The organism is Enterobacter cloacae complex sp. SHL022 (assembly GCF_049237785.1).
GTDB lineage: Bacteria > Pseudomonadota > Gammaproteobacteria > Enterobacterales > Enterobacteriaceae > Enterobacter > Enterobacter hormaechei_C.
In genome coordinates this window covers 17,264-36,939 of record NZ_JBMKJH010000004.1, presented here as the reverse complement: position 1 = coordinate 36,939, position 19,676 = coordinate 17,264, and the positions used below count along the sequence as shown (strand labels likewise).

Annotated in this window: 16 protein-coding genes and 2 pseudogenes; 9 read left to right on the top strand and 9 right to left on the bottom strand. The window is 58.3% G+C overall.

Translation table 11 applies throughout. The annotated features are described in order from the left end of the window. Positions 1-131: 131 nt before the first annotated feature. Both ACOTZD_RS09475 and ACOTZD_RS09470 read right to left on the bottom strand, forming a co-directional pair. Positions 132-800, bottom strand: a complete 669-nt coding sequence (locus ACOTZD_RS09475) for an epoxyqueuosine reductase QueH (protein ID WP_023296073.1) — start codon at positions 798-800, stop codon at positions 132-134. Positions 801-1,169: 369 nt separating this feature from the next. Beyond that, positions 1,170-1,322, bottom strand: a pseudogene (locus tag ACOTZD_RS09470) (ketopantoate reductase C-terminal domain-containing protein); the annotation flags it as partial. On the opposite strand from ACOTZD_RS09470, the pseudogene ACOTZD_RS09465 reads away from it, so the two are divergent. The 4 genes and pseudogenes from ACOTZD_RS09465 to ACOTZD_RS09450 all read left to right on the top strand — a co-directional run. Next, positions 1,318-1,541 (top strand): annotated as a pseudogene (locus ACOTZD_RS09465) (glutamate-cysteine ligase family protein); the annotation flags it as partial. The pseudogenes ACOTZD_RS09470 and ACOTZD_RS09465 overlap by 5 nt on opposite strands. A gap of 343 nt (positions 1,542-1,884) precedes the next feature. Then, positions 1,885-2,376, top strand: a complete 492-nt coding sequence (locus tag ACOTZD_RS09460; RefSeq protein ID WP_003858859.1) for an Hcp family type VI secretion system effector — start codon at positions 1,885-1,887, stop codon at positions 2,374-2,376. A gap of 10 nt (positions 2,377-2,386) precedes the next feature. Then, a complete protein-coding gene (locus tag ACOTZD_RS09455; protein ID WP_421636269.1) occupies positions 2,387-2,743 on the top strand; it encodes a tlde1 domain-containing protein in 357 nt (118 codons plus the stop codon). Next, positions 2,740-3,174 carry a hypothetical protein gene (locus ACOTZD_RS09450; protein WP_003858863.1) on the top strand — a complete coding sequence of 145 codons (435 nt, stop codon included), beginning with the start codon at positions 2,740-2,742 and terminating at the stop codon, positions 3,172-3,174. The genes ACOTZD_RS09455 and ACOTZD_RS09450 overlap by 4 nt, the downstream gene beginning before the upstream one ends. A 53-nt stretch (positions 3,175-3,227) precedes the next feature. On the opposite strand, the gene ACOTZD_RS09445 is transcribed toward ACOTZD_RS09450, so the two are convergent. Further along, positions 3,228-4,118, bottom strand: coding sequence for an oxidoreductase (locus ACOTZD_RS09445; protein ID WP_022650544.1), 891 nt, complete (start codon positions 4,116-4,118; stop codon positions 3,228-3,230). Between the two features lie 105 nt (positions 4,119-4,223). Here ACOTZD_RS09445 and ACOTZD_RS09440 point away from each other — a divergent pair, with 105 nt between their 5' ends. Further along, positions 4,224-5,345 carry a YbdK family carboxylate-amine ligase gene (locus ACOTZD_RS09440; RefSeq protein ID WP_174402096.1) on the top strand — a complete coding sequence of 374 codons (1,122 nt, stop codon included), beginning with the start codon at positions 4,224-4,226 and terminating at the stop codon, positions 5,343-5,345. Here the strand turns inward: ACOTZD_RS09440 and ACOTZD_RS09435 are convergent. The 3 genes from ACOTZD_RS09435 to ACOTZD_RS09425 form a co-directional block, all read right to left on the bottom strand. Next, entirely contained in the window at positions 5,275-8,430 is a 3,156-nt protein-coding gene (locus ACOTZD_RS09435) for an efflux RND transporter permease subunit (RefSeq protein WP_160858104.1), read from the bottom strand. The genes ACOTZD_RS09440 and ACOTZD_RS09435 overlap by 71 nt on opposite strands. Before the next feature lie 9 nt (positions 8,431-8,439). Beyond that, the gene (locus ACOTZD_RS09430; RefSeq protein WP_174402097.1) at positions 8,440-9,504 is read right to left on the bottom strand and encodes an efflux RND transporter periplasmic adaptor subunit; all 1,065 of its coding nucleotides are present in this window, start codon (positions 9,502-9,504) and stop codon (positions 8,440-8,442) included. A 108-nt stretch (positions 9,505-9,612) separates the two neighbouring features. Next, positions 9,613-12,321, bottom strand: a complete 2,709-nt coding sequence (locus ACOTZD_RS09425; RefSeq protein WP_045335869.1) for a cation-transporting P-type ATPase — start codon at positions 12,319-12,321, stop codon at positions 9,613-9,615. Between the two features lie 488 nt (positions 12,322-12,809). On the opposite strand from ACOTZD_RS09425, the gene ACOTZD_RS09420 reads away from it, so the two are divergent. Next, complete coding sequence (locus ACOTZD_RS09420; RefSeq protein ID WP_003858875.1) at positions 12,810-13,058, top strand: DUF1158 domain-containing protein; 249 nt, start codon at positions 12,810-12,812, stop codon at positions 13,056-13,058. Here ACOTZD_RS09420 and ACOTZD_RS09415 read toward each other — a convergent pair. After that, on the bottom strand, positions 13,044-14,612 hold the full coding sequence (locus tag ACOTZD_RS09415) for an alpha/beta hydrolase-fold protein (RefSeq protein ID WP_045332430.1): 1,569 nt from the start codon (positions 14,610-14,612) through the stop codon (positions 13,044-13,046). The two genes, ACOTZD_RS09420 and ACOTZD_RS09415, sit on opposite strands and share 15 nt — an antisense overlap. 123 nt (positions 14,613-14,735) lie before the next feature. Here ACOTZD_RS09415 and ACOTZD_RS09410 point away from each other — a divergent pair, with 123 nt between their 5' ends. Continuing rightward, positions 14,736-16,880: a TonB-dependent siderophore receptor gene (locus tag ACOTZD_RS09410; protein ID WP_174402098.1), complete on the top strand. Its 2,145-nt coding sequence runs from the start codon at positions 14,736-14,738 to the stop codon at positions 16,878-16,880. Positions 16,881-16,986: 106 nt separating this feature from the next. Here the strand turns inward: ACOTZD_RS09410 and ACOTZD_RS09405 are convergent, their stop codons facing one another. Both ACOTZD_RS09405 and ACOTZD_RS09400 read right to left on the bottom strand, forming a co-directional pair. Continuing rightward, positions 16,987-17,328 (bottom strand): RamA family antibiotic efflux transcriptional regulator, encoded by a 342-nt coding sequence (locus ACOTZD_RS09405; protein ID WP_003858880.1) that lies wholly within the window; start codon positions 17,326-17,328, stop codon positions 16,987-16,989. 32 nt (positions 17,329-17,360) lie between these two features. Next, positions 17,361-18,464 carry a RomA family MBL fold metallo-hydrolase gene (locus ACOTZD_RS09400; protein ID WP_045896331.1) on the bottom strand — a complete coding sequence of 368 codons (1,104 nt, stop codon included), beginning with the start codon at positions 18,462-18,464 and terminating at the stop codon, positions 17,361-17,363. A 191-nt stretch (positions 18,465-18,655) separates the two neighbouring features. On the opposite strand from ACOTZD_RS09400, the gene ACOTZD_RS09395 reads away from it, so the two are divergent. Next, positions 18,656-19,246 carry a TetR/AcrR family transcriptional regulator gene (locus ACOTZD_RS09395; RefSeq protein ID WP_003858882.1) on the top strand — a complete coding sequence of 197 codons (591 nt, stop codon included), beginning with the start codon at positions 18,656-18,658 and terminating at the stop codon, positions 19,244-19,246. Then, positions 19,236-19,604, top strand: a complete 369-nt coding sequence (locus tag ACOTZD_RS09390) for an MmcQ/YjbR family DNA-binding protein (protein ID WP_003858883.1) — start codon at positions 19,236-19,238, stop codon at positions 19,602-19,604. The genes ACOTZD_RS09395 and ACOTZD_RS09390 overlap by 11 nt, the downstream gene beginning before the upstream one ends. Positions 19,605-19,676: the final 72 nt, after the last annotated feature.

Below are 19,676 nucleotides of genomic sequence, written 5' to 3'. Positions count from 1 at the left end.
AGCAGGCTTCGATGCCAGATCGACTTTCAGCCATCTCATGACTAAAAATTACTGTTCGTGCCGGGTGGGGCATGCAATTGTTAGAGGAATGCACAGGAAGGCGGTCACGCCACAGAGGGCGTGACATAAAATCAGGCCTGGTCGTCTTCTTTACCGTAGTAAAGCTTACCGATCTGAATGAGAGGACGGCCCTGGGATTTGCGGTGCAGGTTGCTGTCACGCAGTGAATAAACGCAGCCGCAGTATTCCTGCTGGTAGAACTGCTCGCGCTTGCTGATTTCAATCATGCGCGACGAACCGCCCTGTTTCCGCCAGTTATAGTCCCAATAGACCATACCCGGATAGTGGGCGGCGGCTCGCTGACCGCAGTCGTTGATTTGCTGCATATTTTTCCAGCGAGAGATGCCCAGTGAGCTGCTAATCACGTTGAAGCCATTTTCAGCGGCGTAAAGCGCAGTCCGCTCAAAGCGCATGTCAAAACACATGGTGCAGCGAATGCCGCGCTCGGGTTCCCATTCCATGCCTTTGGCGCGCTCAAACCAGTTATCTGTATCGTAATCCGCATCGATAAACGGTACGCCGTGCTGTTCGGCAAAGCGAATATTCTCATCCTTACGAATCAGATACTCTTTCTGCGGATGAATGTTCGGATTGTAGAAGAAGATGGTGTAGTCGATCCCTGAGGCCTGGATCGCCTCCATTACCTCACCAGAACACGGAGCGCAACAGGAGTGCAGCAGCAGTTTATCAGCCCCGTTTGGGAGTTCTAGTTTAGGGCGTTTGAAATCAGCGGTAGTCATAAATTTATTTGATGAGGTAATGAGGACTGAAAACAGTGTAGCATCAGAGCTGTGCTATCGGGAATGGCGGCCAGTCTCATACATATCCCGCAATGCCTGTTATTGACACATAGCGGACGCATCTTTCACACGTTTCTATATAACCTGGTTAGCAAAACTATCTCCGCTGCACTTCTTCTCAGCAAGCAATTCCTGAATACGCTACGCAAATTAAACAAATATTTCAGACCAAGATAGATCAGGCACGTTAACGCTGGATCATATGCGCGCTGGCGAAGCGTTTTGGTTTGCCGGTGAGTGCGTTTGTAGGGAACTGATGCGAGGTTTTCACCCAGACCAATTCCCCAGACGTTAATACCACTATTTCTCTCACCCCGGCCCCTCGCTCCCCGCCGCCAGCAGCGGCACCACCACATCGCTGACGGGCACCGCAATCCCGTGCCTGCGGCCATAGCGCTGGATCACGCCGTTGCGTATGTCCCACTCCATCAGGCGATCCGCCTGACGGTCGGACAGGATCGACAGCATTAAAGATCTGCACTGGGACATTCGCCCCAGCCCGCACATTAGCACCATGCAGGTGCGGTCGACGGATAAGCCGCTGACGCTCAACAACGCGATTAATATCGCCTGGCTGATCCAGGCCACGTCACACTGGCTGCTGACCACGCGGCCTTATAAGCATCAGGAACGGGATTTTCTGCGGTACCTCTTTACCGTTTTCAGGTGTGTCGCTACGGATAGGTGGATATTCAGACGAGCCGTTATGCGTTTTTAAACAATTAATAAAGAGTCAAATAGACAGAATACCCAATAAACATTCAAGTATTTATTACATCTTCAATTAATATTCACTTAATTATTATTTAAGCAAAACCACCGTATTAATCATTAACAATTTATCCAGATCCAAACCATAAGCCCCCATACTTTCTTAATTTGCATCAACGAAACCGCAGATCGTTTTATATCCACCCTGTACAAAATTGACGGCCAATTTTGTACGCGCTAGCGTTGCACTAGTTACGTAACTAGCTAAACCATAAGGTCTTTTCAGGATTTCCTTAAATGGAGTTTTAAACAAATGGCTATTCCAGCTTATTTATGGCTTAAAGATGACGGCGGCGCCGATATAAAAGGCTCTGTCGATATATATGGACGTGAAGGTAGCATCGAGATTATCGCCTTAAATCACGGCATAATGCAGCCCACGGACAAGCATAACGGCAAGGCGACAAGTCTTCGCATCCATTCCCCCTATTCTTTCGATAAAGAGATCGACGCTTCCAGCCCCTATTTGTACAAGGCTGTTAGCACGGGCCAGAAGCTAAAATCCGCAGAGATAAAGTTTTACCGTATCAACGATGCTGGTCAGGAAGTGGAATATTTTTCCACCCTTCTGGAAGGCGTGAAGATCGCCAGCGTCTGTCCAATGATGCTTGATATCAAAGATCCTGACTATGAGAAGCATAACCATCTTGAGCTGGTAGAGCTGCTCTATGAAAAAATTACCTGGCGCTACGTGGACGGTAACATCATGCATTCAGATAGCTGGAATGACCGTAAGACGGCATAAGGAGAACGTTATGGGATGGAAGTATGAGCAATCAACTGGCAAGATGTATAAAGACGGCAAATTAATTGAGACAGGATATTCCGGTGCCCTTACCAATAAAAATAATCCGGACCGTCAGCATGTGAAGGGTCTGGGTCCATTGCCGCGCGGAACATATAAAATTGCGGGACATTCGAATTCTAAAGGACCCATTACCATTATCCTTGAGCAAACTTCGGGAGAGAGTTTTGGTCGTTCAGAGTTCCGCATTCATGGTGACCATAAGTACGGTCCAGCCGGATTTGCTTCGGAGGGGTGCATTATTCTCTCACTGTCAACGCGACATAAAATCCTTCGTGACGGCGGTGAGCTTGAGGTAGTGCGATGAAATATCCAATCGTCCTGCTGCTTTGTGCGCTCACTGTCCCAGCCATTGCAGCCAGCACTGACTGGCCATCAGCACTTCATGGAATCGCCTCAGGTGACACACACTGGATTGAGCAAGCCCCAACGCTGGCTGCCACGGCTGACGTCAGGCAGGCGCAACTGCTGGAGGATGCTTTGGCCGCAGCGCTCACAACAAACACCAGCGCCACACTGAAAGCGCTCCAGACCATTGACGCGGGAAAGTGGCCGCACATGGTTGGCAGCGATATCGTCTGCACGCCGCCTCTAGAGAAATCCCCCGCCGAAGTCGACGCGTTCTATCAGCGCACCCGCCGGGCGCTGCTGGATACGGTTGAGGGTGCTCAGTGCCTCTGGATCCTGGAAGCAACAATGGAAGAGCTAAACGCTGAGAAAGCCCGTCAGGGTAAGTAAGAGAGTTACCCGGCGCACAACGGCCGGGTCTTTCCCTTTCGCCAGCCCCTGGCTCACCCCGGCCCCTCGCTCCCCGCCGCCAGCAGCGGCACCACCACGTCGCTGACGGGCACCGCAATCCCGTGCCTGCGGCCATAGCGCTGTATCACGCCGTTGCGGATATCCCACTCCATCGGACGATCCGCCTGACGGTCGGCAAGAATCGACGTGCCCAAATCCACTGGCGCGCGCTGAAAGTTCGCCAGAATCTCCTCCGCCACCGCATCGTCCAGCTTCGCCCCTTCGGCGCGGGCGACGGTCAGCCCCTCGCGCAGGTAGGCCAGCGCCAGCTCGCTGATATCCTCGCGCCTGAACATCCCGGCGCGGCGATTGGCCAGCACCATCAGCCCGGCGACCGCGTTTTGCAGCAGCTTGCGCCAGGCGACGGTGGGGAAATCTTCCGAGAGCTCAACCGCGCAGCGCGTATCACGAAGCGCTTCGACCACCCGCTGCGCCTGCGGCACGTCCGGCAGCGTCAGGCGCGGTTTGGCGCGCAGCCAGACGGAGGCATCCGGCTCGCGCTGGGCAGGGAACCAGACCACCGAGGGCAGTACCGTTGCGCCATTAACCAAAGGCGCAAGCTGGGCTTTCTGCTCCACGCCGTTTTGCAGCGCGCAGACCACGGTGTTTTCATCGCACAGGGCACGCAGCCACCCGGCGCTGTCGGCATTTTGTGTCGTTTTGACCGCCAAAAAAACGAGGTCAACGGGGCGCGTAATGACGCTGGGATCGGTGAGTACCGGACCGGGCACCACAGTTTCACCCTCATCATGACGCAGGCGCAGTTCCGGATGCGCGGTGCGACCACACAGCAGCGGCGTGCGGCCCGCTTCATGCAGCACCGCGGCGATGGTGGTCCCAATCGCACCGGGTCCTGTCAGCGCAATGGTTGGATAGTCAGACATGGGTCACTCCCCTTTTGCTAAGCCTGCTATCAGTTATACCACCCTGAAAAGAGCGCGCCACGCCCATTGTCTATACTCAATTCATAACAGACAACGGAGTGCGCCATGCCCTTACCCGACTTCAAATCCTCTGAACCTTATACCCTCGGCATTGAGCTCGAACTCCAGGTGGTTAACCCGCCGGGTTACGATCTGAGCCAGGACTCCTCTGCCCTCATCGCCGCCGTCAAAGACGACATCAAAGGGGGCGAAGTCAAACACGACATTACCGAAAGCATGCTCGAAATCGCCACCGGCGTGTGCCAGACCATCGACCAGGCAGCGGCGCAGTTCTCGGTGATGCAGCAGAGCATCCTGCGCGCGGCGGCGGAGCATCACATCCAGATCTGCGGCGGCGGAACGCACCCGTTCCAGAAGTGGCAGCGTCAGGAGGTGTGTGACGACGAGCGCTATAACGTCACGCTGGAGCGCTTTGGCTATCTGATTTTGCAGGCGACGGTGTTCGGCCAGCACGTACACGTCGGCTGTCGGACCGGGGACGACGCAATTTATCTACTGCACGGCCTGTCGCGCTTTGTGCCGCACTTTATCGCCCTGGCCGCCGCATCACCGTATATGCAGGGCACGGACACGAAGTTCGCCTCATCGCGTCTCAACATATTCTCGGGCTTCCCGGATAACGGACAGATGCCGTGGGTCAACAGCTGGCAGGAGTTCGAGGGGCTGTTCCGCCGCCTGAGCTCCACCAGCATGATCGACAGCATTAAGGATCTGCACTGGGACATCCGCCCCAGCCCGCATTTTGGCACCGTTGAGGTACGGGTGATGGATACCCCGCTGACGCTCGGCCACGCGATTAACATCGCCGGGCTTATTCAGGCGACGTCGCACTGGCTGCTGACCGCGCGGCCGTATAAGCATCAGGAACGGGATTTTCTGCTGTATCGCTTTAACCGTTTTCAGGCCTGTCGCTACGGGCTGGAAGGCATTCTGACAGACGTGCATACCGGCGAGCACAAAACCGTGGCGGAAGATATCGCCTGGCTGCTCGAGCAGGTTGCGCCGTTTGCCGAGAAGCTCGGCGCGACAAGCGCCATCAAGGAAATTGCCCTGCTGTTAAAGCAGGGCAAGAGCGAGGCGCAGCGCATGCGGGACTTTATCGCCGATGGCGGCTCGCTGATTTCTCTGGTGCAGAAGCACTGTGAGCTGTGGGCGACGAGTCCGTAATGCCGTGGCCCCACTCGCGCAGGCGCTGGAACAGCACGAACAGCGCCGGGATGAACACTATCCCCACCACGGTCGCCACCAGCATGCCGCTGAAGACCGTAGTGCCGATGATGCGGCGGCTCTGGGCACCCGCCCCGGTCGCCAGCATCATCGGCAGGACGCCGATAATGAACGACACGGCGGTCATCATTACCGCGCGGAAGCGGCGCGATGCTCCCTCCCGTGCGGCATCGACAATCGCCATTCCGTCCATGCGCCGGGCGCGGGCAAACTCCACGATAAGAATTGCGTTCTTGGCGGCGAGGGCTATCAGTAGCACCAGACCAATCTGCACGTACACGTCGTTGGCATAGCCCGCCAGCCACAGCCAGACCAGCGCCCCGCCGATGGCGAACAGCACCGAGAGCATCACGCTCGCCGGCAGCGTCCAGCTCTCATACTGGGCGACGAGGAACAGCCACGCCATCACCACCGCCGCCAGCACGATCCATATCGCCTGATTGCCGGTCTGCTGCTCCTGATACGACATGCCGCTCCAGGCGTAGTCGTACCCGGCTGGCAGGTTTTCCGCCAGAATCTCGCCCATCGCCGCCATTGCGGTGCTGCTGCTCACCCCTTCCGCTGCCGAGCCGCTCACCGATACCGACGGGAACTGGTTGTACTGCTGAATAAATGGCGCGCCGACGGTCGGCGTGATGGTGACGAGGTTGCTCAGACGCACCCGCTCGCCGCTGTTGCTGCGCACGAAAAGCTCGCTGATTTGCTCCGCGCGCTCGCGCCACTGCATCTCGTTCTGCATCACTACGTGGTAGACGCGGTTGTTGACGCTGAAATCCCCGGCGCGCGTGCCGCCAAAGGCGGTTTGCAGGCTGCTGAAGATGCGTGACACCGGCACGTCGAGGCGGGCCGCGCGCTCGCGGTCAACGGTGAGCGTCATCTGCGGCACGTTGCTGCTCCAGGTGGTGAACACGCGGCTCAGCTGCGGGTGCTGGTTGGCTTTCGCCAGCACCTCACGCGTCACGCGCTCCAGCTCCGCCGGGCTTTGCCCCGCCTGCGCCTGAATGCGCAGGTCGAAGCCGGAGGCGTTGCCCAGCCCCGGCAGCGTCGGCGGCGCAAAGGTCATGATGGTGGCTTCCGGCAGGGCCAGCAGCTGTCGCTGAAGGGTGCCCATCACCTCATCCAGCGGCGGACGCTCGCTCCAGTCTTTGAGCATGATGGAGATAAACCCGCCGTTCGATGCGCTGGTGCCGTTGAGGATGTTAAACCCGGAGACCTGAATCACGTCTTCTACCGCCGGGTTTTTAGCGATCAGCTCGCGCGCGGTGGTCATCACCGCTTCGGTGCGCTCCAGCGAGGCTGCCTCCGGCAGTTGGACGCTGGCGAAGAAGTAGCCCTGATCCTCCTGGGGCAGGAAGCCCTTTGGCATCGACATAAAGCTGAATACCACCACCGCCGCCGCGCCTGCGGTGGCCAGCAGCGCCAGCCACGGACGGAGGTTGAACACGCTCACGATCCGGGTGTAAAGCGTGCGCGTGGCGTCCAGCCCGCGGTTGAACCCACGGAAAACGGCGGCGGGCTGTGCCGGTCGCGGGCGCAGCAGCAGCGCGCAGAGCGCGGGCGTCAGGGTCAGCGCCACCAGGCTTGAGAGCGTGACGGCGGTCGAGAGCGTCACCGCGAACTGGCGGTACAGCTCGCCCACGATCCCTGGCAGGAGCGCCACCGGTACAAACACCGCCAGCAGCACCAGCGTGGTGGCAATCACTGGCCCGGCAATCTGGCGCAGCGCCAGCGCGGTCGCCGCCGTGCGGCTCTGCCCTTCCGCCATCAGCGTTTCGACGCTCTCCACCACCACGATGGCGTCATCCACCACCATGGTCAGCGCCAGAATGATGGCGAACAGGCTCAGCGTATTGGCGGAGTAGCCGAGCGTATAGAGCACCGCGAAGGTGCCCACCAGCGACACCGGAATGGCAAGGGCGACAATCAGCGTCGCGCGCCAGCTTTGCAGGAACAGGGACACCACGACCACCACCGCCAGCATCGTCAGCGCCAGCGAGACGCCAATCTCTTTGATGGTGGCGGCCACAAACGAGGTGGTGTCGAATTTGACTTCATAGACCAGATCGTCCGGGAAGCGCGTGGATAACCGTTCCAGCTCCGCGCGCACCGCATCGGCCACGCGCAGGGCGTTGGCGGACGGCGTCGGGTAGATGCCAAGGTAGGCGGAGTCGTGCCCGTTCAGCTGCGCGCCAGAGCTGTAGCTGCGCGAGCCAAGCTCGATGGTGGCGACGTCCTTCAGGCGCACCAGCTGCCCCATCTCCCCGGCGCGGATAATGATATTGGCAAAGTCGTCGGCCTGGTTTAAGCGCCCCAGCCCGTTAATGGTCAGCGTCTGCTGCTGGCCGTTAAACACCGGCGGCGTGCCGACCTGGCCCGCCGCCCCCTGCACGTTCTGCTCGCGCAGCGCCTGCGCCACGTCATCGCTGGTCACGTTCAGGGCGTTCATGCGGTCCGGCCTCAGCCAGATGCGCATGCTGTAGTCCCGTGCGCCAAACATCTGTACCTGCCCGACGCCCGGCAGACGCGACAGCGCCTCGCGCACCTGGGTGCTGGCGTAGTTGCTGACGAACAGCGGCGTGTGGGTGTTGTTCGGTGAGTAAAGGCTTACCCCCATCATCAGGTTGGTGGCCCGCTTGCGCACCTGCACGCCGTTTTGCTGCGCCTCGGTCGGCAGCTGCGCCACGGCCTGCGCCACGCGGTTCTGCACGTCGATGGCGGCGAGATCCGGATCGGTGCCCGCCGCAAAGGTGATGTTCAGGCTGTAAGAGCCCTCATCCGAACTGGTGGACTCCATATAGAGCATGTGATCCACGCCGTTCAGCTGCGTTTCCAGCGGCGTGGCGATGGCCTCCGCCACGTCAGCCGAGCTGGCGCCCGGCCATGACGCTGACACATTCACGACCGGCGGGGTGATCTGCGGGTACTGCTCCACCGGAATAATCCTCAGCGCGATGGCCCCCAGCAGGGTGATGACCAGCGCAATCACCATCGCAAAGCGCGGGCGTTTGATGAAAAACGTCAGCATGATGGCTCCTTAATTCAATATCTGGACGGCTGCGCCTGGCTGCACGCGCTGCGCACCGTCAGTAATCGCTCGCTCACCGGGCTTCACGCCGGAGGCAATCTGGAACTGCTGGCCGATCTGCCCGGCGACCTTCAGCGGACGCATTTCGGCTTTATCCTCGGCGTTAATCACCCAGGCGAAGAACCCGTCGCCATTCTGCTGTACGGCAGCGGCGGGCAGAGTCAGCACCGGTAGCTCGCTTGCCGGACGCAGGTAAACGTTCACATTGCCGCCGGGCAGCAGCTGATGGCGCGGGTTGGTGAACTCGGCACGCAGCATCACGCTGGCGGTACGCGGGTCGATGCGGTTGTCCACGGAGGTGAGTTCCCCGCTGATGCGCTGGCCGTTGCTGTCAATCAGCGCCTGCCAGGCCTGCTTCATGGCGCTGATATCCGCATGCTGTCCGGCTTTGGTGGCAAACGCGCCCTCTTCCAGCGCAAAGGCGATGCGGATCGGATCGAGCTGCACCACCTCCACCAGCACACCGCTGGCAGGATTCACCAGGCTGCCGACGTGAAAGTTGCTGTGCCCCACGCGCCCGTCAATCGGCGAGGTGATGCGGGTGTAGTTCAGGGTGACGCTGCGGGTGTCGAGCCGGGCTTTGGCCTGCTCCAGCGCGGCGCTCGCCACGTCGCGCTGCATGCGGGCATTGTCCACGTCGTGACGGCTGATGGCGTTGCTGTTGCCCAGGCTTTCGAAGCGGGAAAGCTGCTGCTGCGCCTGACGCAGCGTGGCTTCAGCGCTTCTCACTTCGGCCTGGGCCAGACGCAGGGCGGCGCGCGGCTCGGCGTCGTCCAGTTCGAACAACACGTCGCCTTTTTTCACATACTGGCCATCGCGGAAGTGGATTCTGGTGATGACGCCTTCCGCACGTGCACGCAGTTCAACGGTGAGGATAGCTTCAATGCGGCCCGGAATTTGGCGCTCGGCGGCGTGGGCGGTTTGCTCCACGGTGGCAACACGCACGGGAATGACTGCGGCGAACGCGGGTTGCAGGGTGCAGGCGAGGAGCGCGAACAGGAGTGGGAGTTTCATTAAGAAGTACCTCGGCGTTGTTTTCCCTCACCCCGGCCCTCTCCCACAGGGAGAGGGAGGTCAGGGTTCCCTCTCCCTGTGGGAGAGGGTTAGGGTGAGGGCAAAAAGTTATGCAGCCTTACGGAACCTGCGGGTCAGTCGCTTCTCGATTTCGACGACGAAGAACATCACCCCCGCCACCGCCAGCGTCACGAACCAGTAGCGCAGCGGAAGCGCTTCGGTGCCGAACAGCATCTGCATAAACGGCAGGTAGATGATCGCCGCCTGGAGCAGGAACAGCACGCCCGTTACCAGCCAGATCCCTTTGTTCGCCAGCAGGCCGCGGTTCAGGGAGAACCCTTCGGTATTGCGGCAGTTAATCATGTACACCCACTGGGCGCAGACCAGCATCTGGAGCAGCACGGTGCGGATGAACTCCGCGCTGTGCCCGCGCGGGGCCAGCCAGGCTTCCAGCGCAAAGGCGGCGATGGCAATCATGGTGCCGACGAAGGCCACGCGCCAGACGGCGTAGGCGTCCATTACGTGCTGCCCGGTCTGGCGCGGCGGGCGGCGCATGATGTTGCGCTCGGCGGCCTCGAAGGCCAGGCCGAAGGAGAGCGTGGCGGAGGTCGCCATGTTCATCCACAGAATCAGCACCGGCGTCAGCGGAATGATGTTCCCCGCCAGCAGCGCAATCACAATTAAAAGCCCCTGCGCCAGGTTGGTCGGCATGATGAACAGGATGGTCTTCTTCAGGTTGTCGTAAACGCGACGCCCCTCTTTCACCGCGCTGGCGATGGTGGCGAAGTTATCGTCCGTCAGGACCATGTCCGCCGCCTCTTTGGTGACTTCCGTGCCTTTGATGCCCATCGCGATACCCACGTCCGCCTGGCGCAGCGCCGGCGCATCGTTCACGCCGTCACCGGTCATGCCGACGATTTCGCCTTTTTCCTGTAACGCTTTCACCAGGCGCAGCTTATGCTCCGGGCTGGTACGGGCGAAGATGTCATATTTTACCGCCGCTTCCGCCAGCTCGGCGTCGTCCATTTTCTCCAGCTGATAGCCGGTAACCGCCTGCTCGCTGTTGGTGATCCCAAGCATCTGGCCGATGCTCATCGCCGTCTGCGGGTGATCGCCGGTGATCATCTTCACGCGGATCCCCGCCTGCTGGCAGGCGTTAATCGCCTCAATCGCTTCCGGACGCGGCGGATCCATCATCCCGGCGATGCCGAGGAAGATCAGGCCGTGGCTCAGATCGTCGTGAGTCAATGCCTGCTCACCGTTCGCTGGCTTGAACGCCGCGGCGACCATGCGCAGCCCCTGACGCGCATAGCGCTCCATCTCCGTTTCCCAGTACGCGCGGTCAAAGGCTTGCGCACCGTTGCGGGTCTGCTGCTGCTCACACAGGGCGAAAATCACGTCCGGCGCGCCGGTGATCAAAATCTGCTCCTCACCGCCAATCTGGTAGTGGGTGCTCATGTACTTGTACTGAGAGTCGAACGGGATCTTGTTAACCAGCGTGGTCACGACCGGCTCGAGGTGGGCCTTGGCCGCCAGCACCTTCAGCGCGCCCTCGGTCGGGCCGCCGGTGATGCCCCACAGGCCGCGCTCGTCCTGAATCAGCTGGCTGTCGTTACACAGGTCGATGGTGCGCAGGTACTGCTCCAGCACGGTGCCCGGCTGGATCTGCACCGGCTCATCGCTGCCTTCGAGATAGATGTTGCCCACCGGCTCGTAGCTGTTGCCGTCCACGCGGTAGCAGGTGTCGGCGGTAATGATGGCTTTCACCGTCATCTCGTTCATGGTCAGGGTGCCGGTTTTATCCGAGCAGACCACGGTCATCGCGCCCAGGGTTTCAACCGTCGGCAGCTTGCGGATAATCGCCCGCTTGCGCGCCATCGCCTGCACGCCCAGAGAGAGGATGATGGAGATAATTGCCGGCAGACCTTCCGGTACGGAGGCGACCGCCAGGCTAATCAGGGAGAGCAGCAGCTCGCCCATCGGGATCTCGCGGAACACCAGGCTGAAGACAAACAGCGCGGCCATCATCGCCAGAATGATGGCGAAGATCGCTTTGCCCAGCTTGTCCATCTGCACCAGCAGCGGGGTGCGGTGTTTTTCAATGCCCGCCATCATCTGGTTGATGTGGCCGAGTTCGGTCTCCTGGCCCGTGGCAATGACCACGCCCACGCCGCCGCCCGCGCTGACCGTCGTACCGGAAAAGACCAGGTTCGTGCGGTCGCCCAGCGGTAATTCGCCGCTCAGCGGGTTCGTGTGTTTATCCACCACGGTGGATTCACCGGTCAGAATAGCCTCTTCCACGCGTAAATTATGCGCTTCGATTAAGCGCATATCCGCCGGAATACGATCTCCTGCGCGCAACACAATAATATCGCCCGGGACGATTTCCGTCGTCGGGATAGTTTCATGGTTGCCGTTACGAATAACGCGCGCCTCGCTGGAGAGCATATTGCGAATACTCTTCAGGGATTTTTCTGCATTACTTTCCTGAATGTGGCCAATTAAGGCATTGATTACCGCCACGCCCAGAATAACCAGCGTATCAACCCAGTGTCCCATTACTGCCGTTAATACGGCGGCTGCCAGCAGGACGTAAATCAGGACATCGTTAAAATGCGCGAGAAAACGCAGCCAGCCCGGCTTGCCTTTTTTCTCCGGCAGCGCGTTCGGGCCATGTTTCTGCAAACGTGCCTGCGCCTCGGCGCGGTCCAGGCCATTAGCCTGGCTCTGCGCCTGAGCAAGCACCTGCTCTACGGTCTGCTGGTACGCCTGCCCGCCTGCGGGTGGCATATTCTGCGAGAAATTTTTTTTGGTCATGGTATTTTTCCTTCAATATCCGGTGGACGGAAGCCGGAATTCCTTTCTGGCTTTAAATAATTCATTTTTAAGTCTTGCGGGTTAAATTGATCTACCGCAATATATTGACTACCCGGTTATTCAAAACTGATTAAAATTATTTCGACGCGTTGATTTTTACAAAATATTTCTAAACCAACACTAAACGAGGAGGAAGCATGTTTGGTATTTATCGCGCACGGCGCCTGGCGTTATACATTGTCGCAGCCATTGTTATTGCGACGTTAATTGGATATAGCACCTATAGCTTTGTAAAATTATTTTCATGAGAAAGACGTTTATTTACATAACGCGATATTAATTTAATCGCCCCGAAAATATTATCTGTTTTCTGTTATTAATTCGCAGAATAACGGTGGCCTTTCACCCAATTTTGCCAGCGGGGATGATATTGCTTTACGTTTCAGGATGCCGGACAATGACATTTTTAACTGACGATTAACATTACGATGAAACACCCGTTAGAATCGCTGCTCACCGCAGGGGGCATTTTGCTGATGGCCCTGCTCTCCTGCCTGCTGTTACCTGCGCCGTCGCTGGGTCTGGTGCTGGCGCAGAAGCTGGTTCAGACCTTTCATATGGTCGATCTGAATCAGCTGTACACCATTCTGTTCTGTCTGTGGTTTTTGGTGCTCGGCGCCATCGAATTCTTTATCCTGCGTTTCATCTGGCGCCGCTGGTTTTCACTGGCGTCGTAAGCCAGTGAGATCGCGCATCCCGTGGATCAGCGCTTCACACCAGGCCGCGTAGTCGTGGCCGCTGGATGAGGGGTGGAAGCTGACGCGGTAGCCTTTTTTCCTCAGCACCTGTTCAAAATCCTGCGTGGTGCGATAGATGCCGCCGCCCGGCCCCGCGGTTTCAAACTTCCCGGCCTGTAACCAGAAGCGCACCGGATACGGTGGAGACTGTTGGTACTGACGCGTCAGCCAGCCCGGGGCGTCACCTTCCGGCGCCCACCAGTAAGAACCGGAAAGGCTCAGCACGTTGCCAAACAGGCGCGGATAGCGCAGCGCCACCCATGAAGAGGCAATTCCCCCGTAGCTGGATCCTGCCAGTACGGTTTTCTGCCGCTGCATGCCGATGCCCTTCCCCCGCAGCCACGGCAGCAGCTCGTGCGCCATAAAGTCAGCAAAATCCGGGTTCGGCGGCAGCTCGTTGCCGCGACGGGCGTGATCGAGGCTGTCGATAAACACCACGTTAATCGGCGGCAGGTGATGCCGGGCAATCAGACCGTCCAGCACGTTGGCAAAATGGTATTCGTCCTGATAAACCTGTCCGTCGAAAAGGATGAGCGTCCAGCGTGCAGGCTGTGCGCCGCGCGGTTGGTAGATCATCACGTCGCGGGCGTTGCCAAGGATGTGGCTGGAAAAACTCTGACGGCTCAACGTCCCGTGCACCAGCGGCTTTGCCGTGGCCTGAACGGAGCAATAGCGCGCCGGGCTGAGATCGAGCAGAGAAAAGCGATTCCAGCGATCGGTCTTCTGCTCCCCGAAGGTATTCGGGTTAAGCGGATCGGCCTGCGCGCTTACCAGGATGGCGCGGCGTTGATCGCGTGTGGAACCCTCGACGATCGGCACATCGGGCGCGAGCTTGTACTGCATTACCGTATCAGCGGGGACTACATAGCTGCGGAACCAGACGTCGCTGTTGCCCAGGCGGAACAGCGGATCGTGATCCCCCGCCGGAGAGCCGAGAATGAAGACGTTATCCCGCGCGCCGCGCCACAGAAAGGTCACGCGCTTATGGCTCGCATCTACCGGCTCCACCATCGGCGTTCCCTGTCGACGCTGCGCCTGCCAGAACGCCTCGGTACTTCCACCGGCAGAAATGACGCTTGCCAGCGCCTTCAGCGTCGGGCTTTCAGGCGCCAGCATCTGCACGCGTGGTAACGGAGAGGTCTCTTTCATCCGCCACTGAAAACGCCACGGCTTACCGGCTTCTCCGTGTAGCACCAGCGAGGTGTTCTGTTTCACCGGCAGGGCAAACAGCAGCGTGTGTTCCCCGTCCGCAGGACCATTTTCGATCAGCGTGCGGATGCGGCGGTTTTGCCCATCAAGCAGGCGCGCATCCGTCACGCCATTCAGCGTGGCGGAAACGTAGTTTTCACCCAGTTCAGGCAGGGAGAAGCAGACTTCGCCGCTGGCATCAAACTTTCCCTGAATATCGCCCTGCCGGGACGTCTGCTCGCACGTTGCCGCCACGGCGGGCAGCGCGCCGATCCCCAACAGCAACCCACTCCATACCCTCTTCATTACCGCTTGTTCCCCAACGAAATTTGTTAACAACGCTAATGCAAATGGTAATAATTTGCAATATCATCAACGGCGATTTACCGGTGATTTTATGGCGATAGCAACCAAGGACGTTCAATAAAAATGTTTAAAAATAATAAGATAATGCGGCTCTGGCTACTGAGTCTGGCGACGACCAGCGTCGCGGCTCAGGCAGAAACGAAAGAAGAAACGATTACGGTGACGCAGGGCGTGAGTGAAGAGCCCACTGCGCCCGTAAAAGGCATTGTGGCGACGAAAACGCTCTCCGCCACCAAGACCAGCGCGGAGATCGTGAAGACGCCGCAGTCGGTATCGGTGATCACCCGCGATCAGATGAACATGCAGGACGTCACCTCCGTTTCGCAGGCGCTGCGCTACTCGGCGGGCGTGTTTACCGAGTACCGGGGCTCGTCTAACCGTAACGACGAGGTGTTTGTGCGCGGCTTTAGCTACGTGCCGAAATTCCTCGACGGCTTAAGCTTTGGCGCAACGGCCTCATCACAGACGGGCACAGTTGACCCGTGGCTGCTGGAGCGCGTGGAACTGGTGCGCGGCCCGGCCTCGGTCCTGTTTGGACAGGTCAATCCTGGCGGGTTAATCAGCATGACCAGCAAGCGCCCGACGGCGGAGGCCATTCACAACGTGCAGTTCCGCACCGGCAATAACGATCTCGCCGAAGGTGCGTTTGATTTCGGCGGCAGGCTGAGCGACGACGGGCGCGTACTGTATCGCGTGAACGGTATCGCCCGTACGCAGCATAATCAGGTGGACGATTATAAAGAGACGCGGATGGCGATCGCCCCGGCAATCACCTGGTACCCGAACGATCAGACCCGCTTTACGCTGCTGACCAGCTACCAGAAAGATCCGGATGCCGGATACCGCAACTTCCTGCCCGCGTATGGCACGGTGAAAAGTGCCGACGGGAAGTACATCCCGCGCGATTTTAACGTCAGCGATCCGAATTACAATCAATCCTGGCGCGAGCAGACGATGATTGGCTACGAGCTGGAACACCAGTTCGCCGACAACCTCACCTTCCGCCAGAACGCCCGTTACGCCACCATCAAGCAGAAATATCGTTATCTGGTTTACGCCAACAGCGCGGCCAACAGCACGGTGTTGACCCGTCGCGCCCAGCGTGAAGCGCGCACGACCAACGAATTTGGCCTTGATAACCAGCTGGAATATCAGCTGGAGACCGGAAGCGTCAGCCACACCCTGCTCGGCGGGTTTGATTACAAGACCAGCAAGGATAAACAGCTGCTGGCGCGCGGGAGCGGCTCAGAGTATGACCTTGACTGGACAAACCCGGTTTACGGCGTGAACGTGGATGAAAGTACCTTCAAAACGGCGTCCGACGAGCAGCAAAATCTCGACCAGATGGGCCTGTATCTTCAGGATCAGATGAGCTGGAATAACTGGGAGTGGCTGGTTTCCGGGCGCTACGACTGGAGCGAAGTGCGTACCAGCGACTTCACCGATAACAGCGTTACGCAGCAGAACGACAGCAAATTTACCTGGCGCACTGGCCTGCTGTACGCGTTTGATTCTGGCCTGTCGCCGTACATCAGCTACAGCACCTCGTTTGAACCGAACCTGCAAACCAACCGTGCGCCGGGCGTTGCGCCCTTCAGGCCTACTACCGGGGAGCAGACCGAGATTGGCGTGAAATATCAGCCGGTCGACACCACGCTGATGACCCTGGCGCTGTACGATTTAACTCAGAACAACGTCGCGACCTATAACAGCGCTGAAGGCTGGTTCGAAAATGCGGGCAAGGTGCGTTCGAAAGGCGCTGAAGCGGAAATCCACGCCACGCTGATGGATAACATCAACCTGATTGGCTCCTACACTTACACCGATGCAAAAACCGAAAGCACCACGGTGTCGGGAACTGAAGGCAAAACGCCTGCGCGCATTCCGGCACATATGGCATCGGCGTTCGCCAGCTATACCGTTCCGGGCGGCGCGCTGAAGAGCCTGACCGCTGGCGTGGGGATGCGCTACATCGGCACCAGCTACGGCGATGCGAAGAATACCTTCAAGGTGCCATCGGTGGATCTGTATGACGCGATGCTGCGCTACGACCTGGGCGAGATGAACCGCAGCCTGAAAGGGGCAAGCGTGCAGTTCAACGTCAATAACGTGGCAGACACAAAGTATGTGGCGTCGTGCGCAAGCGATACGGCGTGCTTCTACGGGATTGGCCGGACGGTGACGGCGACGGTGAATTACAGCTGGTAAGCATGGTGCGGTCTGATCCCCTCACCCTAACCCTCTCCCCAAAGGGGAGAGGGGACGATTACGCCCTCGCCCCTTTGGGGAGAGGGCCGGGGTGAGGGGATGTTTTTCAGTGCGCCCGACCGTGGTTTTCTTTGCGGTACGCCCCGGGCGGCTGGTTGAAGGTGCGGGTAAAGATGCGGGTAAACGTCTGCTGCGAGTCAAACCCGTAGCGCAGGCAGATATCGTACACGCGCTCGTCTGACTCACGCAGATCGCGCGCCGCCATCAGCAGCTTGCGTTCGCGGATGTAGCGCCCCAGACTTTCGCCTTTGTACTGCATAAACAGCCGCTGTAAATGCCATTTTGAGTAACCCGCATGGCGGGCAATCTCTTCGATGCGTAACGGCTGGTGTAGGTTGTCATCGATCCATTCGACAATCGTATCAATGACCTGAGCGGAAATCGTCATACTGCTCTCCCCCTCTGCTTCTCGCTTAAACATTATTCCCACCACTCGCGAAATTGTTGCGTGGTATCACTCACCCGCACGGGCTCGCCCAGCTCCGGCGTCAGCAGCCGGTAGTTTTTATCCTTGCTGGCTTTCGCCAGCTGGATCAGTGGATCGTTCCAGGTATGTTTCGCCAGCACAAAACGCCCGTTATGTCCCGGTACGACCGCTTTGGCATTGAGATCTGCCGAGGCCTGCGCCGTTTCCGCCGGATGCATATGGATGTACTTCCAGTCCTGGTCGTACTGCCCGTTTTCCATAATGGCTAAGTCCACTCCGCCAAACTGCTCGCCAATAGCCTTGAAGTGCGGGCCGTAACCGGAGTCTCCGCTGTAGTAAACCTTTCGCTCTGGGGTGACAAACATAAAGCTCCCCCACAGGGTCTGGTTACGCTTAATGCCGCGCCCGGAAAAATGGCGCGCGGGCAGAACATGTACCGTCAGCGCATCGCTGATATGCACCGACTGGTTCCAGTCCCGCTCGTCGATTATCTCCGGGGTCATCCCCCAGTAGCGCAGATGCGAACCCACGCCCAGCGGCGTGACCACGCGCTTAACCTTCGGCAGCAGCGCCTTGATGGTGGCGTAATCCAGATGGTCATAATGATCGTGGGAGATAATCAGCAGGTCGATCTCCGGCATGCTCTCCGCACGCCACGGGTACTCCCCCGCAAACGCTTTATTGAGAAACGAGAACGGTGCGGCGTAGCTACTCAGAACCGGATCGATCAGGATGCGTTTCCCTGCCAGCTGCATATACCAGGAGGAGTGGCCGAGCCACACCAGCGTGTCCTGTTCAGGCGACAGGCTCGCCAGATCGGTTTTCACCAGCGGCAGCGGCTGCGCAGGACGGGCGTTTTCGGTTTTACGGGTAAGGAACTGCCACCACGCCACCAGCATATTTTGTTTCCCGGTAAAGCCCGGCGTAGGGAGCGTGTTATGGAATTGCCCGTCGCGATAGTGCGGAGAGGCTTCCACTTCAGAGAGCTGCGCACCCTGCGGTGGCTGGCCAAATCCGGCATTCAGTACAAACGGTAAACTGGCAGCTGAAGCAATAATCATGACTAACACCACGCAGATGAATAGAGGCTTTTTCATTTCCTGACCCGCCTACGCGCCCCATCAGATGGTTTGCGCGGGTGATACTTGATTATGAGTGAGTAAGCACTCATTATAGATAGGATGATTACGCCGTCAAGAAGGTTTTCGATCTTTGACATTCCGCGTTGCAGCGTATCAAGGCTCGTGTTTCAATCAGGGCTTTTACAATTGACGGGAGGAAAAATTTAGTGGCACGTCCGAAGAGTGAAGATAAAAAACAGGCCTTACTGGAAGCAGCAACGGCTGCGTTTGCGCAGTCAGGTATTGCCGCCTCAACGGCGTTAATTGCCCGTAATGCGGGCGTCGCTGAAGGGACACTGTTTCGCTACTTTGCTACCAAAGACGATCTGCTGAATGCCCTCTACCTGCATCTGAAGCAGGATCTCTGCCAGACCATGCTGGCGAATCTCGATCGCACCATCACCGAGCCAAAAGAGCATACCCGCAATATCTGGAACAGCTATGTGGACTGGGGCATTCGTAACCCCCTGGCGCATGCGGCTATCCGTCAGATTGGCGTCAGTGAAAAGCTGAACGCCGAAACCGAGCAGGCGGTGAAAGACATGTTCCCGGAACTGCATGAACTGTGTCGTCGTTCGATCCGCCCGGTGTTTATGTCTGACGAGTTTAAGACCTTCGGTGATGCAATGTTCTTATCGCTGGCTGAAACCACCATGGAGTTTGCCGCCCGCGATCCGTCCCGTGCCGTCGATTTTAAAGCGCTGGGCTTTGAAGCCATGTGGCGCGGGCTTGCTGAGGAAGATAACCATGGACAGTAAATCCTTGCAGGAACATGCCAGACGCGTCGCGCTGGAGATGCCTTTTACCGAACATTGCTGGCCGTTTGGCCCGGAGTATGACGTGTTTAAGGTGGGCGGGAAAATTTTTATGCTGATGGCGACCGCACACGGTCGGGCCCACGTCAGCCTGAAATCCGATCCGGAAAAATCGCTGCTCAATCAGCAGATCTACCGTGGCGTGGAGCCCGGTTACCATCTGAATAAAAAACACTGGATCTCCCTTTATGGCACGGACGACATCACGCCTGAACTGGTCACCGACCTGATTACGGATTCGTGGAATCTGGTCGTTGATAAACTGCCGAAAAAAGATCAGAAGTGGATTCGACCAGCCTGATTGTTCGTCTCAGACGAACAGAATAAGCGCTCGAATCGCACTTATCTTTTCCCGCTTCGCGCGGTAATCTGC